This is a genomic window from Kordia sp., from assembly GCF_965283645.1.
Taxonomy (GTDB): Bacteria; Bacteroidota; Bacteroidia; order Flavobacteriales; family Flavobacteriaceae; genus Kordia.
This window is the reverse complement of the sequence record NZ_CBDIPG010000001.1, coordinates 3,677,296-3,695,011: the sequence shown is the minus strand read 5'-3', so window position 1 is coordinate 3,695,011 and position 17,716 is coordinate 3,677,296. Positions and strand designations below refer to the sequence as shown.

Annotated in this window: 18 protein-coding genes; 8 read left to right on the top strand and 10 right to left on the bottom strand. The window is 31.5% G+C overall.

Translation table 11 applies throughout. From position 1 onward, the window contains the following. Nucleotides 1-92 precede the first annotated feature (92 nt). A complete protein-coding gene (mfd, locus tag ACQ654_RS16235) occupies nucleotides 93-3,380 on the top strand; it encodes a transcription-repair coupling factor (RefSeq protein WP_430411396.1) in 3,288 nt (1,095 codons plus the stop codon). Nucleotides 3,381-3,449: 69 nt separating this feature from the next. Further along, nucleotides 3,450-4,784, top strand: a complete 1,335-nt coding sequence (locus tag ACQ654_RS16230; RefSeq protein WP_430411395.1) for a TlpA family protein disulfide reductase — start codon at nucleotides 3,450-3,452, stop codon at nucleotides 4,782-4,784. 153 nt (nucleotides 4,785-4,937) lie between these two features. On the opposite strand, the gene ACQ654_RS16225 is transcribed toward ACQ654_RS16230, so the two are convergent. The 7 genes from ACQ654_RS16225 to ACQ654_RS16195 all read right to left on the bottom strand — a co-directional run bounded on the left by ACQ654_RS16225 (nucleotide 4,938) and on the right by ACQ654_RS16195 (nucleotide 12,317). Then, on the bottom strand, nucleotides 4,938-7,307 hold the full coding sequence (locus ACQ654_RS16225; protein ID WP_430411394.1) for a DUF7619 domain-containing protein: 2,370 nt from the start codon (nucleotides 7,305-7,307) through the stop codon (nucleotides 4,938-4,940). 178 nt (nucleotides 7,308-7,485) lie between these two features. After that, nucleotides 7,486-7,767 (bottom strand): hypothetical protein, encoded by a 282-nt coding sequence (locus ACQ654_RS16220; RefSeq protein WP_430411393.1) that lies wholly within the window; start codon nucleotides 7,765-7,767, stop codon nucleotides 7,486-7,488. A gap of 96 nt (nucleotides 7,768-7,863) precedes the next feature. Continuing rightward, complete coding sequence (locus ACQ654_RS16215) at nucleotides 7,864-9,555, bottom strand: helix-turn-helix domain-containing protein (RefSeq protein WP_430411392.1); 1,692 nt, start codon at nucleotides 9,553-9,555, stop codon at nucleotides 7,864-7,866. Between the two features lie 181 nt (nucleotides 9,556-9,736). Next, on the bottom strand, nucleotides 9,737-9,979 hold the full coding sequence (locus ACQ654_RS16210; protein ID WP_430411390.1) for a hypothetical protein: 243 nt from the start codon (nucleotides 9,977-9,979) through the stop codon (nucleotides 9,737-9,739). 42 nt (nucleotides 9,980-10,021) lie between these two features. After that, a complete protein-coding gene (locus tag ACQ654_RS16205; RefSeq protein ID WP_430411389.1) occupies nucleotides 10,022-10,291 on the bottom strand; it encodes a hypothetical protein in 270 nt (89 codons plus the stop codon). A gap of 14 nt (nucleotides 10,292-10,305) precedes the next feature. Continuing rightward, a complete protein-coding gene (locus tag ACQ654_RS16200; protein WP_430411388.1) occupies nucleotides 10,306-10,548 on the bottom strand; it encodes a hypothetical protein in 243 nt (80 codons plus the stop codon). 95 nt (nucleotides 10,549-10,643) lie between these two features. Next, entirely contained in the window at nucleotides 10,644-12,317 is a 1,674-nt protein-coding gene (locus ACQ654_RS16195; RefSeq protein WP_430411387.1) for a helix-turn-helix domain-containing protein, read from the bottom strand. Nucleotides 12,318-12,527: 210 nt separating this feature from the next. Here ACQ654_RS16195 and ACQ654_RS16190 point away from each other — a divergent pair, with 210 nt between their 5' ends. From ACQ654_RS16190 to ACQ654_RS16170, 5 genes are all read left to right on the top strand, one after another. Beyond that, nucleotides 12,528-12,707, top strand: a complete 180-nt coding sequence (locus tag ACQ654_RS16190; RefSeq protein ID WP_430411386.1) for a hypothetical protein — start codon at nucleotides 12,528-12,530, stop codon at nucleotides 12,705-12,707. A gap of 85 nt (nucleotides 12,708-12,792) precedes the next feature. Further along, a complete protein-coding gene (locus ACQ654_RS16185; RefSeq protein WP_430411385.1) occupies nucleotides 12,793-12,948 on the top strand; it encodes a hypothetical protein in 156 nt (51 codons plus the stop codon). 365 nt (nucleotides 12,949-13,313) lie between these two features. Continuing rightward, nucleotides 13,314-13,565 (top strand): hypothetical protein, encoded by a 252-nt coding sequence (locus tag ACQ654_RS16180; RefSeq protein ID WP_430411384.1) that lies wholly within the window; start codon nucleotides 13,314-13,316, stop codon nucleotides 13,563-13,565. Between the two features lie 26 nt (nucleotides 13,566-13,591). Next, nucleotides 13,592-13,762, top strand: a complete 171-nt coding sequence (locus ACQ654_RS16175) for a hypothetical protein (RefSeq protein WP_430411383.1) — start codon at nucleotides 13,592-13,594, stop codon at nucleotides 13,760-13,762. Nucleotides 13,763-13,780: 18 nt separating this feature from the next. Further along, the gene (locus tag ACQ654_RS16170; RefSeq protein ID WP_430411382.1) at nucleotides 13,781-13,996 is read left to right on the top strand and encodes a hypothetical protein; all 216 of its coding nucleotides are present in this window, start codon (nucleotides 13,781-13,783) and stop codon (nucleotides 13,994-13,996) included. 686 nt (nucleotides 13,997-14,682) lie between these two features. Here ACQ654_RS16170 and ACQ654_RS16165 read toward each other — a convergent pair. Further along, a complete protein-coding gene (locus tag ACQ654_RS16165) occupies nucleotides 14,683-15,342 on the bottom strand; it encodes an aspartate kinase (RefSeq protein ID WP_430411381.1) in 660 nt (219 codons plus the stop codon). Between the two features lie 84 nt (nucleotides 15,343-15,426). Continuing rightward, nucleotides 15,427-15,786, bottom strand: a complete 360-nt coding sequence (locus ACQ654_RS16160) for a YraN family protein (RefSeq protein ID WP_430411380.1) — start codon at nucleotides 15,784-15,786, stop codon at nucleotides 15,427-15,429. A 161-nt stretch (nucleotides 15,787-15,947) separates the two neighbouring features. Between ACQ654_RS16160 and ACQ654_RS16155 the strand changes: the two genes are divergently transcribed. Next, the gene (locus ACQ654_RS16155; RefSeq protein ID WP_430411379.1) at nucleotides 15,948-16,736 is read left to right on the top strand and encodes a class I SAM-dependent methyltransferase; all 789 of its coding nucleotides are present in this window, start codon (nucleotides 15,948-15,950) and stop codon (nucleotides 16,734-16,736) included. On the opposite strand, the gene ACQ654_RS16150 is transcribed toward ACQ654_RS16155, so the two are convergent. Then, nucleotides 16,733-17,623, bottom strand: a complete 891-nt coding sequence (locus ACQ654_RS16150) for a S66 peptidase family protein (protein WP_430411378.1) — start codon at nucleotides 17,621-17,623, stop codon at nucleotides 16,733-16,735. The genes ACQ654_RS16155 and ACQ654_RS16150 overlap by 4 nt on opposite strands. Between the last annotated feature and the right edge of the window lie 93 nt (nucleotides 17,624-17,716).

The window sequence follows — 17,716 nt, the reverse complement described above, 5'->3', positions numbered from 1 at the left end:
TGTCTGCATAGTATATTTGTGTCTAAATTTTTTTAAACGTGAGTATCACTAAAATCTCGCAACTTTTTTCACAATCTCCTAAACTTAGGAAATTGGGGCAAGCTATTGCCAAAAATCAAGAAAAAATACACGTAAAAGACCTTACAGGATCAAGTTTATCATTTGTTGTTTCGGAAGTTTTCAAGCAAAGCGAAATGCCGTTTTTATTCATCTTAAATGATAAAGAAGAAGCCGCTTATTATTTAAATGACTTAGAACATTTACTGAATGACAAAGATGTGCTTTTTTATCCTGGAAGTTACCGCAGACCGTATCAAATTGAAGAAACCGACAATGCAAATGTATTGTTACGTGCCGAAGTGTTGAACAGAATCAATTCACGTAAAAAACCATCGTTAATTGTTACGTATCCGGATGCGTTATTTGAAAAAGTTGTCACACGTAAAGAACTTGAAAAAAACACATTAAAGATTTCATTAAATGATAAACTTTCTATCGATTTTGTGAATGAAACCTTGTTTGAATACAATTTCAATCGCGTAGATTTTGTCACAGAACCTGGCGAATTCTCCGTTCGTGGTGGAATTGTAGATGTGTATTCATTTTCAAACGATGAACCTTACCGAATTGAGTTTTTTGGTGATGAAGTTGATAGCATGCGTACGTTTGATGTGGAAACGCAACTGTCTACAGAAAAAGTAAAAAAGATTAGCATTATACCAAATGTTGAAAACAAAGCCTTGCAGGAATCTCGCGAAAGCTTTTTAAAATACATTCCAGGAAAAACAGTTGTTTTTGCAAAAAATACAGAATTAGTTTTTGGTCGAATTGATAAATTATTTAGCAAAGCCAATGCCGCTTTCGCTGAATTATCAGAAGAAATAAAACACAATACACCTGAAGAATTATTCTGCACAAAAGAATTATTACAACGTCAATTTTTAGAGTACACTATTGTAGAATTGACTGCGAATCCGTTGTTAAAAGCAGCTACATTTGTAGCATTTAATACAACGCCGCAACCTTCTTTCAATCGTCAGTTTGACTTATTGATTGAAAATTTAGACGAAAATCACGCCAAAGGATATAAAAATTACATTACCTGCACAAGTGAACAACAAGCGAAACGTTTTCATGATATTTTTGATGATGTAGAGCAAAAAGTACATTATGAAACCATTGTACTTCCGCTTTATCAAGGATTTATTGATCACAATCAAAAAGTAGTTTGTTATACAGATCATCAAGTTTTTGAACGTTATCACAAATTTCATTTGAAAAATGGTTATGCCAAAAAGCAAGCCATTACGCTGAAAGAATTGACCAATTTAGAAATTGGCGATTATGTAACACATATTGATCATGGAATTGGAAAATTTGGCGGTTTAAAAAAGATTGATGTGGAAGGGAAAAAGCAAGAAGCCATCAAACTTATTTATGGCGAACGCGATATTTTATACCTCAGCATTCACTCATTACACAAGATTACGAAGTTTAACGGAAAAGACGGTAAACCTCCAAAAATATACAAACTCGGTTCTGGCGCTTGGAAAAAACTCAAGCAAAAAACCAAAGCACGCGTAAAGCATATTGCTTATAATTTGATTGAGTTGTATGCAAAGCGACGTATGAAAAAAGGAATTCAGTACGGACCTGATACACATTTACAACACGAGTTAGAAGCTTCTTTTATTTATGAAGATACGCCCGATCAATCCAAAGCTACGGAAGATGTAAAAGCTGACATGGAAAGTGAACGCCCAATGGACAGATTGGTGTGTGGAGATGTTGGTTTTGGAAAAACAGAAGTGGCTATTAGAGCCGCGTTTAAAGCCGTTGATAACGGAAAACAAGTGGCTATTTTGGTTCCGACAACTATCTTAGCCTTTCAACATTTTAAAACCTTTAGCGAACGTTTGGTTGATATGCCAATTACGGTAGATTATCTGAATCGATTCCGATCAACGAAACAACGAAATACTGTAATTTCTGGTCTTGAAAATGGAAATGTTGATATTGTGATTGGAACGCATCAATTGGTTAACAAAGCCGTGAAATTTAAAGACCTTGGTTTGTTAATTATTGATGAAGAGCAAAAATTTGGTGTTGCTGTAAAAGATAAATTAAAAACCATCAAAGAAAACGTTGATACACTTACCTTAACGGCTACGCCAATTCCGAGAACATTGCAATTTAGTTTGATGGCCGCACGTGATTTATCTGTAATTAATACACCGCCACCAAACCGTTATCCGATTGAAACCAATGTAATTCGTTTTCAAGAAGAAACCATTCGTGATGCGGTGAGTTATGAAATTCAACGTGGTGGACAAGTATTTTTTATTCATAACAGAATTGAAAATATTAAAGAAGTTGCCGGAATGATTCAACGTTTGGTTCCTGATGCTAAGATTGGAATTGGACACGGGCAAATGGACGGAAAGAAGCTTGAAAAACTTATGTTAGCATTTATGAACGGAGAGTTTGATGTGTTGGTATCTACTACCATTATTGAAAGTGGTTTGGATGTTCCAAATGCGAATACTATTTTCATCAATAACGCTAATAATTTTGGTTTGAGCGATTTACATCAAATGCGTGGACGTGTTGGACGAAGCAATAAAAAAGCATTTTGCTATTTTATAACGCCGCCAGATTCTGTAATGACGCAAGATGCACGCAAACGTATTAATGCGTTGGTACAATTTTCAACGTTGGGAAGTGGTTTTAATATTGCCATGAAAGATTTAGAAATTCGGGGTGCAGGAGATTTATTAGGTGGTGAACAAAGTGGATTTATCAATGAAATTGGCTTTGAAACGTATCAAAAAATATTGAACGAAACCATTGAAGAACTTAAGGATAACGAGTTTAAAGAGTTATACGAAACACAAGAAGGTAAGAAGGAAAAAGTGTATTTGAAAGAAACTCAAATTGATACAGATTTCGAGTTATTATTTCCTGATGCATATATAAATACCGTTACAGAACGGTTGGTTTTGTATAATAAATTGAGTGTTTTGAAAACTGAAGAAGAATTGCAAGTTTTTGAAAACGAATTAGTTGACAGATTTGGACCATTGCCAGCACCTGCGATTGCTTTGCTAGATTCGGTTCGTATGAAATGGATGGCTACAAAATTAGGTTTGGAAAAAATTATCATGAAAAAAGGAAAAATGGTTGGATATTTTATTTCTGATCAACAATCGGATTTCTACCAAAGTCCTATTTTTACACAAGTACTACAATTTGTACAGCAAAATCCATCAATTTGTAGCATGAAAGAGAAGCAAACTAGAAACGGATTGCGTTTGTTGCTTACTTTTGATCGTATTACGTCCATAAAAAAAGCATTGCATGTATTACAAAAAGCAACGTAATTGGTTTGGCTTAATTATTGGATAGTATTATTTGTGACTTAAAAACGACTTGATTAAAATATAAAGAATATGATTAGAAAATTACTTTTAATACTGTGTATAATTCCACTATTTGCGCAGGCACAGAAAAGCATTTCAGGAACATTTTCTCCTGCTGAGGAATATAAATGGTTTATTTTATATAAACTAAAAACAACACATCAAGAATATATTGACAACGGAAAAATTGTTGACGGAAAACTAACCTATACGTTTGCAACAGACGCGCCAAAAGGCATGTATCGTTTGGTATATGGAATGCCACAAGAATCTGAGAATTTCGATTTTATTTATAGCGGAGCAGAAGATATTACATTTGTATTTGATGAAGAAGGCTCTGATTTTACTGAATCTACAGAAAATAAGTTGAATACTTCTTATTTTTCAAGTGTGAATATGATTAAGCGAGAAATTAATGAATTTTATCAAAGTGGACAAACCGACAAGGAAGCGTTTTTAACCATTTTTAAAACTTTACAGGATACACAAGATATTTTTGAGAAAGAAGCCGCAGGAACAATCGTTTATGACTTTATAAAAGCAAGCAGCGCGTATATTCCAATGAAATATGAAGAACCTGCAGAAATGGTTGAAAATATTAGAAAACATTATTTTGATCATGTTGATTTTTTGAATCCGCAATTGCAAAATTCAGATTTTATTGCTGATAAGATTTCAAATTATGTATTTACGGCATTGCCATTAAAAGACTATACAGGAAAAGAGTTAATTGAAGCGTATAAGAAAAATATTGAAGTTGTTTCAAAAAAGATAGCAACGGTTCCGTTGGACTACCAAAAAACATTGTTTACTGTATTGTGGGAACAAATGGTAGTGTTGGAAAATGAAGCTATTGCTATTTATGTTGCAGATACGTATTTACTTCCGATTGCCAAACAATTGAATGATGCCGAATTGATAAAAAGATTGGAAACTCACAAGCGTTTAGCGTTTGGTGTGGTTGCTCCAGAAATTACGTGGGTAAAAGATAATAAAACATATAAATTGAGCGAACAAGAAGGTTCAGAAAATTATATCATCGTTTTTTGGAGTAGTACGTGTTCGCATTGTTTGAAAGAGTTTCCAAAGTTGAAAGCTTTTGTAGAAAGTCAGGATAAAGACAAGTTTAAAGTAATTGCTGTTGGTTTGGAAGACGAACGCGCAAGTTGGGCAAATGAAATTTCTTTCTACCCAGATTTTATACATATTTTAGGTTTGGAAAAGTGGGATAATGAAATTGGAAACACCTATAATGTAACGTCTACTCCAACATTTTTTGTGTTGGATAAAGACAAACGTATTATTGGAAAACCGTATGGTGTAAAAGAGTTGGAAGAGTTTTTCCAAGAGGAAGTTAAAGAATAAGCAACGTGAGTTTGATAGATATAATTATTTAATCTCGATACGATATTCTTTGAGAATTTCATTCGATCTGACATCAATTATATTTTATAAAAGATAAAAAAAGGCTTGTAACTTAAATTAGTTACAAGCCTTTTTTATTGAACTATGGGCTAATTATTGCTTAATTATTTTTTGCGTTTGCGTTCCGTTAGCCGTTTGAATTTTTACGAAGTATAAAACTTTCGACAAGCTTTTTACGTCTATTTTGTTTAACGATGAAGATGCTGCTTTATATTGTTGTACCACTTTCCCAGATAGATTGTACACTGTAATTTTTTCTATGTGTTGATTTGTTCCAAAGAACAATTCGTTTTCTACAGGATTTGGATATGCTGCAATTATTTTATTGTTATCGAATTCATTTACACTTAAGTTATTTTCTATCGTTGTTGTTGAAGTATTTGTAATTATAGGCGCGTTGAAATCAAAGTAGATTTCAGCTTGATTGCTGAATGTATCGCCTACAACTAAGGTTGGTACTGTTCTTATTTTGAACAATACATATCCATCATTTGTAGCATCATCAAACGGAAGTTGAATGTTTTCAAAGATGAATTCTATTTCATTACCATTTACAATTCTGGTTACATAGTTATGACTACCATTTAAAGGCGTTACAGATGAAATATCAAATTTGTTAGTGTCAATAACATCTTTTACAACAATGTTTACAGCGCTTGCAGTTCCTGTATTTTCAAATCGTATAAGATAGTGTACATATTTTCCAACTTGTGCTTCTGCAATTTCATTTCCTTCTAAACATCTGATATCATTTGGATCGAAAGAGTTGACAACTATTTGATTTAGTTCAAATACATTATCATCTGGAATTTCATCACCATTTACAGGGTTTATGGTTGCTACAAATGGTAATATGTCGTCTCCATTTACTGGAAATGTTGCATCTGTTGGTGTGTTTAGCAACATTGTGAATAGAATTTCATTTGTTTCAAACGGTTCTAGGTTGGCATAGTTCCACGTTAAGTTTCCTGTAGTTTGTGTGTCAACAGTTGGAGAAGCTGTTACCAAATTCATCACATCATCATTAAATGTAATAGTAATGTTTCCGGATAGCGTTGTGTTTCCTTTGTTTCTGTATATTAATTTATAGTATGCTTCAAATCCAGGACGCGCTACTTCTGTAGGAACTATTGTTATTTCTACATCATTGTGAATTCCATTAGGTGTGATACAAAAATCTTGTATGGCTGGACTTGCATCCGTTGGAAAATCTACTGTAATACTTGCTGGAGTTGCTGTAAAATAGGTTAGATTTTCAAATTGAGGTGTGATAGTATAGTTTCCTGCCTGAATTGGCACAGTATAGCTTCCTGCTTCGTTACTGTAAAAGACGCCATTTTCGGTTCCGTTTGTAATGTCTAATTGGAGATTTGCATACGCGTTATCATTAACATCACAACCATTGTTGTTTGCGTCTAACATTGTATTTCCTGTTATTTCATAAAATTCGCCTCCAGGCGTAAAAGAGCAATATTCTGTGAATACGATTGTTTGATCGATTAAATATTGAAAGTTAGATGTGAAGTTTGAGTTTATATCATCCACACATACAAATTCCAAGTTTGGTAAATTTTCGAGAGAAGCACGATCAGCAACATCAAAATCATCATTGTTTCCACTCTTAAAGTTTAGGTATTCTAAATTTAGATTATCATCTAAGGTTAAATATTCTAAGTTAACCAAACTACTTATGTCTATACTCATAAATTGATTGGATGAAAGATCAATACTTGTTATATTCACATTATTGCTCAAATCTATTTCTGTAAGCTGATTATTTGGACAGATTATACGTGTTAGTTGCGGATTGTTAGTAACATTGAGCATCTGCAATTGATTATTTCTTATGAACAGAGCATATATATTAGGATTACTACTTAAGTTTAGATTGGTAAGTTGATTGCTATCACATTCTAAAACTCCCAAATTGACATTTGGACTTAAATCCAAGTTTGAAAATTGATTATAACTTACCCGTAAGTTTTCCAATAGTGATAAATTGGTTAAGTTTAAACTCGTAAGTTGGTTGTAAGTAGCAGTTACAGTAACTAAATTTGTATTGTTACTTAAGTCTAAACTTGTTAATTGATTTGAGGAACATATTAGGCTTGAAACAATAGTGTTGTTCCCTAAATTAAGACTCGTAAGCTGATTTCCAAATACGATTACGTCCTCTAAACTTAGATTGTTACTTAAATCTAAGCTTGTAATTTGATTGTTTTGACAAGATAGTCTTCTTAGGTTTATAAAAGCTTCAATACCTGTTAAGTCTGTAATATCTTCACCAGCTACATACATAATTTGTACTGATGTTGCCTCAGAAACTTGTATTTCGCCATCATCATTTTCATCATATCCATCTCCGATAAGGGCATTTTTAAAATTCGCATCAGGTATGTTTACAATTTGAGCTTGACAAAACACTGTGGTGAATAGTAAAATTGTAATGTAAATGTGTTTCATTTTTTCAGTTTTAAGGTATGGTCTAAATGTATCTATTTTAAGTTGATTTTAAAGTATGCTAAAGCACTTACAACATGCAATTAAAGGAATTAGGAGTCATTTTTTTTGAATTATAAAAAAAACAGAGGAATTTAAAATTCCTCTGTTTTGATATTTTTTATACTGTAACTACAAAAAGTTATGGAGCACAGTTATGAGTACCGCCGCCGTTGTTTAGTGACCCAACAACTTCTCCTTTACACTCAGCACCTTCTCGCTCTAGCGATTTTAACTGACCAATTGATGTACAGGTTACTAGCGGCTCACTATATATATAGCATTCTGGCGGATCTGAAGGTCGTGTACAATCTACCGAAGTTGTTGCAACACTTGTTGTTCCGGTTCCTCCATAAATAAATGTTTGGTTAAGGTTTGCTATTTTGAACTTTTTTAGGTTGAGGGATTTCTTTTTAATTCTCATAATAATCGATTTTAATAAATTTTGATTTAAAACTACTAATCTCGCATCAAAATAACCTTGAAAACAGGTAATTAAATACAATAATTCCGTGAATCGTCACTTGTTTTTTTCGTCTTCTATAATTTTTCTAATGAAATACGAAGGTTTTAACCCAGTTTTCTTTTGAAACGCTCTTGAAAACCCTTCAGGATTGGAAAATCCTATATCTTCTGCAATTGCCCGAATTGTATATTTTCGATAAGTAGAATCTTTTTGAATTTGCCTTACAAAATAGTCAATTCGTAAATCGTTAATGTAACTTGCAAAATTCTTATTCCTATGAGAGTTTATAATTTTTGATAAATACTTGGAGTTTGTATCTACAATTTTTGCGACATCTTTTAATGAAATTTGATTGGTAAGGTATGTTTCTTCTTGTTCAAATTGATGTAATTTTTCCAATATATTTTGAACTATTTTATCATCAATTTCCATTGAAACAGGCTGCATTTTTGCTTCTTTAATTTCAATTTGCTCTTCTATAACAGAAGTAGAATTATTTATAAGTGCTTCATATTTCTTTTTGTAATCCTTTTTTAAACGATAATAATAAAGTAATCCAATAAAAGCCAACGCACATACTAGTAAACTTAGAGTAATCATCCATCTTGCATTGTTTGCAATGGCTTCATTCTGGTTCCTTAAATTGATAATTATCTTTTCTCGTTCGGCTACATATTTAGGAATGTCATACTGTTTTACAATCGTTTTTAAAACATATCCATAATCCTTGTCTGTAATACTGTCAATTTTTAATAATTGATTGGTGTAATATAACTGCGCTTGTTGATCTTTGCGTTTTTTACTGTCGCTTATTAGATATTCATATGCAGGAATTAAAGATGGATATAAATCATTTGTAGCATTTAAAATGGAATCATTTTTTTTAAAATAAAGCAATCCTTTTTCTTTTTGATCTAGCTTGTAATAGGTAGTTCCTAAATAGTAGTTCATAAAGGACACATTTTCTGGTAATACATGTGGAAGTGCTTTTTGTAAACTATCTAAAGAAGCTCCGTAATCTCCTTTTTTATTTAAATTGATTCCTTCATTCATGACAAAGGAATAATACATAGGATCGTTCTTTTTCTTTTTTGACCAATAAATACCTTCTTCATTAATAGCTTTTCCTTCTTCTATTCTGCCCATTTCAAAATAAATAGAAGACAATTGGTATAGTATTGAAATGTAGCTAAGACTGTACTTCTTTTTAATATTTTCTTCATATGCTTTGCATTCAAGAAGTAATGCTTCAGCTTCTTTATAGTCTCCAATATGGCGTTTAAGAAACCCAATATTGTATTTTATATCAAATTGGAATTCTATATCTCCGTTTCGTTCGGCGGCACCTTCAGCTTTTATAAAGTTGTCTATAGTTCCTTTTAAATCTTTTTGATTATATAAGGTAGCGCCTTTGTTCATATAGGCTTGTACCGGAAAAACATCGTCTCCTTTTATGTCTTTGGTGTAGAATATTGTACTATCTAAATACTGTAATTTTTCTTCTATGTTTGGATTGTTGCTCGCTAGTAGATAAAAACCTCTTCCAATAAGTTCATTGCGATTAGATTTTTTTACTTTTTCTAAATATGCAGTTGCACGTTTTTTTCGTTGCTCAGGTTTTAGTTCTTTATTTCGAAGTTCCTTTCGTAAAGATCCGAATTCCTCTAGCAATAATGTATTTTGTTCTTGTGCGAACATAATCATTCCCACAAATAATATAATTGTAAACAGTAGTAACTTCTTCATAAAGACTGTCTTGAATTTGAACAAATATAGTTGAAAAGAAAAATGACTTACGTGTTTTAATTCCAAATTTCACGACAATTCACTGAATTATAGTATAAACTTAAAAAAGCGAGAACAACTAATTACGCATCGTTATTCCCGCTTTTGTATCATTATTAACTACCAAACGCCATTTTATTTTTTAGAAAGTACGGAAGCATTTTTCTTGATCTCTTGAATTGACTATACGACTTCCTAAACAAGTATCGCTACATGGGTTTTCTGGAACTGTTGCTTCAAATCGAGTTCCGCCACAAGTAGCCTTAGGATCATTACTTTCACATTCGATAGCTTCAGATGTATGTACATGGCCTCCACCTTTGATACGGTTCATATTCGCAATTCTAATTTTTGTGAACGTCAATACTTTTTTATTTCTTTTCATAATTTTTTGAATTTTAAATTTTTCCTTCATCAAAGTCCGTAGTTATGGTTGCAAACAATAACCTAGGAAACAAACATCTTTGCCCACAGAATTATTGTTTGGTCGATTAGCAGTTTGAAGGCAAGCATCACTGCACGGATTTTGAATATCTGATGCTTCATTTCGTGTGTCATCACAAACAGTGTTGGGATTATCACTTCCACATGCAACTCCTACAGATACATTCGTGTCTTCATTGTTTCCACCTTTAATAAGAGTAATATTCGCTATTTTAATTTTTTTAAACTGTAATGCTTTTCTGTTTTTTTTCATAATTATATTTTTTTTTAACAAGTCATGGACATAAAAATAGTTCGGGTATCTGATTGATTCGTAAAACAAGTGTCACTGCATGGATTATGAATATCTGATGCTTCATTTCGTGTTCCAGAACAGTCAATTTTAGGATCTTCACTCTGACATGTAATTACCTTAGATTCCTCATGACCTTCATTGCCTCCACCTGTAATGAAATTCATATTTGCAATTTTAATTCTTTTTAGTTTTAATACTTTTTTAATTCTTTTCATACTAATAATGGTTTTAAAATTAATGTATTCAAAACTAAATTATTCACATTTTAAAACAAGAGAAAAGCGACTTCCGTAAGCTATAATTCCGCGAATTATTGTTTTTTTTGTTGACTTTCCTTAATTTTTTTAAGAAAATACGAAGGTTTTAATCCAGTCTTTTTCTGAAACGCTCTAAAAAATCCTTCCGGATTTGAAAAACCACCTTCTTCCGCAATGGCACGAATGGTATATTTTCGATATATAGGATCGTGTTGCATACGGTCTATTAAGTAATCAATTCGTAAATCATTGATGTAGGTTGCAAAGTTTTTTTCTTTGTATGAATTGATGATTTTTGATAAGTATTTTGAGTTTGTATTTACAATTTTCGCAACTTCTTTTAATGAGATTTGATTGGTGAGATAGTGTTTTTCTTGCTCAAATTTATCAAGTTGATCTAAAACTTCTTGTACAATATCTTTATCTATATCTTTGATTACAGGTTGTAATTCGGCATCTTTTGTAATAGTTATTTCTTCTGTAATTGTGTTTGATTGTGCAATTATGAGATTGTATCGTTTTTGATATTTTTGTTTTAATTTATAATTATATACTAACATTAAACCTACTATCAATAGTACTAATAGTATGCTTCCAATGATAATTTGCTTTTTATCATTTTTTAAATCTGTTATTAAATTATTACGACTTTCAATTAATTCTGGAATATCATATTTTTTCACAATGGTATTCACCAAATACTTATAGTTTGCATGAATCATGCTATCAACCTCCAATAATTGCTCTGTATAGTATAATTGTTGTTCTTTGTCCTTTTCTTCTTTTGCATTTTTAATTAAATATTCATAGGATTCACGTAGTGGCGGAAACAAGTCTTGAGTTTTATTAAAAAAGCTATCTATTTCTTTAAAAAGGAATACTGCTTTTTCTTTTTTTCCCAAAGCATAGTAACTTTTTGCCAGGTAAAGATTAGCAATTGCTTGGTGTGATTCTTTTAAATGAATAACTCCTTTTTCTATACTATCTATAGAAGATTCGTATTGCTCTTTTATATGTAAATTGATACCTTCATTGACTACAAAATTATAATACAAACCAAGTTTATCTTTCTTCAATTTCAATTGAATACCCTGTAAATTAATCGCCGAGCATTTAGCCACTTGTCCTGATTCGTAATAAATAGATGACAATTGAAACAATATATTTTCATACCGAGCCACATTCATGTCTTTTTTACTTTCTTCGTAAGCTTGACATTCTTTGAATAGTTTAACGGCTTCTTCATAGTTTCCTAATCTCCTTTTTAGCAATCCTATATTAAATTTTACATGATGTTGATATCCTGTATTGCCAATAGCTTTTGCTAAAGATTCTGCCAATATATATTTATCTAAAGCACCTTGATAATCATTCTCCAAACGCAAAGACACTCCTTTATGGAAATACGCTTTCATGGGAAATAAAGAATCTCCTTTTATTTCTTTAGTGTAAAACAGCGCACTATCTATAAACTGTGCTTTTTTCTGTAAGTCAGTATTTTTAACACTTAGCAAATAATACGCTCTTCCTATAAGTTCTTTCCGATTGCTTTGTTGGGCTTTTTCTAAATAGTCGTAGATAAGAATTGCTGCCGTTTCAATGGGTACTTTTCTATCTAGCACCTTTTTTTTCAATGCTATCACTTCATCTCCCAATATGTCTTTTTCTTGTGAATGTAGAATCATTCCTATAAAAAATAGGCACCCAAACAGTAAAAGCTTCCTCATGTAAATCCTTGTATTTATGACAAATATAACTCAAAAGGTTCTCAATTATTTTCAAAAACAGTATGAGTTTTCCGATAATTCACGGAATTAAAGGTGGAATTCAAGGAATCATCATTTGCTTTAATTGACTGATATTCAATTTATTCATTGTTTTGGTACTGTGATTATTTCACAACGAAAAAATTATTAATAAAACCTCATACAGAAATTATGAAAAAACAAAATCCAAAAAGTTTAAAGCTTAACAAAAACTCTATTTCAAATCTAAAAGAAGTTTTAGGAGGTAGACCACCATTATCATTTCGTCAAACAGAATGTACTTGTAGTCCATCTGAACTTACGTATTGTCTTGCAGGTTGTACAGCCGCTAGCTATGATGCAATGTGTTAATAACACTATAATCACTAGACCTTTACTAAAGTAGACTTACGTCTCTTTATATTTTTTACACATACACTTATTAAAAACAATAATTATGAAAAAAGCAACATGGTCATTGAAAAAGATTGACCTTAAAAAATTCACGATTGCAGCAGTAAGCACACAAAACAATCTTATTGGAGGTGCTACGAATAGATGTACTTCTCAAGGTTGTGCTAATTACGAATGCAAACCAAGAAGAGCCGTATAGTTCTTCATTTACAAACATTAATATTTAAGATTATGAAAAAACAAAATATCAAAAGTCTAAAATTAAACAAAAGTTCGATTTCAAATTTTAAAAATGTTTCAGGCGGTAGACCGACAAAATCACATTTTGAAACTGAGTGCAATAATTGTAGTCCATCTGAACAAACAAATTGTTTGCATTGTGACATGACCGCTCCAAATCATATTTGTACTACTTTCATAGATTGCACTATCGATTGTTAACATCTTAAATATTATGAATTTCTATTCATTCTTAATTATTAACTCAGTAAACTCATCTTAATTTTTCAATTATAGTAAAAGTCAAGGTTAGTCCTATTGTATAAATTTTAAAAAACAAATAAAATGAAAAAACAAAATCTTAAAAGTCTAAGACTTAACAAAAATTCAATCTCAAATTTTAATTCTTTAACTATTAAAGGAGGAACTAGATTTGAGTCTGTAAGAATCTGTCCAGTTGGAGATACAGGAACTATTGGTGGTGGAAGTGCTACTTATTATAATTGTACTGTTGGCTGTGATACGCGATTACAAGATACGTGCGGTTGTGTAGATCCGGATCCAACAGGAACTTCTAACTTGGCGAGTCCTTGTTAATAGTTGCATCTAAAAACTCAAATAAAATGAAAAAACAAAATCTCAAAAGCTTAAAGCTTACTAAAAAAACCATTTCTATCATCAACAATGATACTGATGTAAAAGGTGGAAGAACTAACGCATGCGGCACAGATGGAACATACAACTGTGGAACAAGCTGGATTACAAGATGTAACAAATCTTGCTATTGTCAATAAATTAAAAAAAGGAAAATCATGAAAAAAATAAAAGTAAATAGTTTACACTTAAATAAAAACAATGTTTCAAATTTAACTACTGTATTTGGAGGAAGAGCACCAGGAAATGGTTCACAATCTGATCCCGTTGGAATAACAGATAATTGTCCGCCTTCATTGCCACATACAGACTGTAACTGTGGATCTAATTTCAACTTAGGTTGTGGATCTATTATCACACATTGCAGACCATAAAAGAAAATGTAAAAGTTGAATGTTTTTAGATTAGTATTGGAAAGCGGACTTAAATTTTAAGTTCGCTTTTTTTATGAAAAACGCTTCGCAATATTAAGTGCGTATTTCAGACTTCGCAATATTGAGTTTCACTAAAATAAAATCCCGCTCATTGCTGAGCGGGATTTCTCGTAAAACTAAATTACGCTTTGGAGTTTTAAATTTCAGAATCTGATAAATGAATTTCTCAAAAAGAAAAATACCCTTTCAATTTATCGTATCTACTAAACAGAAATCATAATCTTCCTCGCGAATCTTTATTCCATAACAAAACACAAAGTCTTGCAACAGATATATATTGTTTTTTTACTATCGTATTTACTGTAAAACGAACAGACACTTTTGTGTACGGTCTATCATCTTTACTAACATGAGTAAAATCAAAATGCAATTATTGTCTATTATTGATTCTTTACAGAACCTATTAAAGGTAGTCGTTAGGGGTAACGCTGTTGAAAATAACTAAAGAATTAAATACTTATTGAAAGTGTTTGGCTAATTAACAATTTTCAATGCTTTTCTAAATTTACTTAAATCTCACGTATTTACAAAACAAAGAACCGAATTTATATTCAACTTGAATAGCGTAGAAACACCTATTTTTTAAATTTAGATGTAAATACGCGCAGAAAATTCAATATATAATACTAAAGTGATTTCAAGTTTTTAATTACGGTAAAAGCCTTATCTACTTGCTCATCATTTACCAAAATTGTAAACTCATTTGTTGTTGAAATAACTTCATAAATATTTATACCTTCCCATGATAAACGCTGGAAAATGAAGTAATAAATACCTGGAACATTTACATTATCTTTTGGTAATTTGACTGTAATTGAAGATAAATTTTCCTGTTTTTCTAATAAAATTTCATGCTTAAAAATCTTGCCTACTAATTCCGCTACTTCATTACTTACCACAATGTTCGATTCATTAACACCACGAGAAGAAGTATAAAACACAGTATTCAATCCTTCAATTTCGGACATAAAAGCCGCCTGACTCTTTAATAATGTTTCAGAAACTTTAAAGGTATAATCGTTTAAGGCAGATCGGACTGTGATTTCTCCAATATTTCGAACAAATTTCAACACACGATGCGTTACTCTAAATTCTAATTCCGATGACAATCGTTTCAAAGCCATAACAATAGCTCCGTTTTTCACTTCTTTTCCTAATTGATGCTCAATTTCTGGTTTTATCAACCGTGAAAGTGAAGTCAAATTAATGATTCCTTGTGATAATGCACTCGATAAAAACGGCTTGGTTTTTATGTAGTCTTCTACAATTGAGGAAATGGTTTTCATTTAGTCTATAATTTTAGTAGAGTGCAAAAATACAAACATAAAAAGAAGTTTCAAAACAAATTGTTATAATTATAACAGTGAATTTTAAAAATGATAAAATGCATCTTCTAAATGTTTTATTGTGACATTATTTTTCTCATGTAATATTGCGATAATATCAAATCTTACATCAACATCCAAATCATTGGAAACAACATATTCATCTATAGCTTTCACTAACAATTTAATCTTCTTTGGCTTCACAAAATCTTCTGGATTGCCAAAATCTGCCGAAGTTCTCGTTTTTACCTCTACAACAGCAAGTGTATTTTCTTTTTGTGCAATAATATCAACTTCCGCTTTCTGAAAACGGTAATTTCTTTCTAAAACATCATATCCATTTTTCTGTAAATAATTAACAGCCAACTGTTCACCTTCATTTCCTAAATCGTTATGTGTTGCCATGCGATGTATACTTTAATTTCGAATAAAATACGTATCTTATTGTTGTGAATCAAAAGTTTGCAAAAGAAAATATACATAGTACTATTAGTTTTTATGATAAAAAACAATTGATTACACTCAAAATAGCCACTAACTTTAAACTAACCTAAAAATCATACGATATGAAAGCAACATACGATCATATTGGAAACGGATACAACAACACCCGAAAAGCTGATCCTTACATAGTTGAAAGACTTCAATATCATTTAAATGCCATAAACGAAGGTTTGTATTTAGATATTGGTTGTGGCACAGGAAATTATACTGCAAAACTGCATCAAAAAGATGTGCAATTTATGGGTATTGATCCTTCAGAAAAAATGCTAAAAAATGCCAAAAAAACACATCCGAATATTACATGGAAACAAGGAATGGCAGAAAACATTCCATTAGAAAATAATAGCGTTGAAGGTGTTGTAGGAACGCTCACATTACATCATTGGAACAGTTTAGAAAAAGGATTTTCAGAATTACACCGTGTGATGAAATCATATGCAAACTTGGTGTTTTTCACCTCAACACCTATACAAATGCAGGGATATTGGCTCAATCATTACTTTCCTAAAATGTTGAAAGATTCTATACAACAAATGCCTTCGTTGGCACACATAAAAAATGCTATGCAAGCGGCTGGTTTCAAAAACATTTACACTGAAAAATATAGCATTCAACCTAACTTACAAGATCAATTTTTATATGTTGGGAAAGAAAATCCAACACTATATTTAGATGAAAACATCAGAAACGGAATTTCTTCATTTTCTCTATTAGCCAATCAAGAAGAAGTTGAAAAAGGACTTCAATTGTTAGAAAAAGATATCAATTCAGGTGAAATCAATACCATTATGCAGAACTATAAAAATCGCACAGGAGATTACCTTTTTATTCTAAGTCAAAAGGAAAGCTAAAATTTCAATTCAACTTTTTCATCAACCTTTAACGTAACTTCTTTTCCAAAAATCATGGCACGATTATCATCCAAATGTCCAGCTGGGAAATTGAAACAAATAGGAAAATCGTAGTTGGAAGTTACATCTAAAATAATTTCATGTGCAGTTTTTCCAAACGGAATCGTATTGTCATGCATATCGGTCATTCCGCCAATAATCAAACCAGCTAAACCGTCAAAATAACCGTTTCGTTTCAAGTTCATCAACATGCGATCAATATGATACAAATACTCATCCAAATCTTCTAAAAATAAAATCTTTCCCTTCGTATCAAGATTCAAATCAGAACCTGTCATACTATATAACATGCTCAAATTTCCACCGATTAATTCACCTTTTGCGTTTCCTTTTTTATTATAAGAAACACTCGGAATTGTATAATTTAGGGGTTCGCTGAATAGCACTTTTCGTAAACTTTCGATAGATTCAGTCGAATTTTTTGCAACATTAATTGGCATTGATGCATGCAAGGTTTCAAAATTCAATTGTTGTGCTTTAGAATGTAAAACAGTTACATCTGAATAGCCAATAATCCATTTGGGCTTTGCTACAAATCGTGAAAAATCAAGTGCATCAATCACACGAATTGTACCGTAGCCGCCACGTGCACACCAAATGGCATCAATTTGTTCATCATCTAAAAACTGTTGAAAATTTAAGGTACGTGTCATATCGTCACCAGCAAACTGATTTTCTTCAAGATCAATCGTTGTTCCTAAAACAACTTTCAAATCCCAACTGTGCAATAGTTCAATAGCAGGTTGTATTTCAGCAATGGAAATCTTTCGTGCCGTAGATAAAATACCGACAGTTGCTCCTTTTCGTAGTGGTTTGGGTTGGTTCATATATTAAAAGTATAAGAAAAAATACAGATTCTTTTTTTCCATTCAAACAAAAATCATTTTTAGACGATCTGCAAAAAATATCGTTTTTGTGAA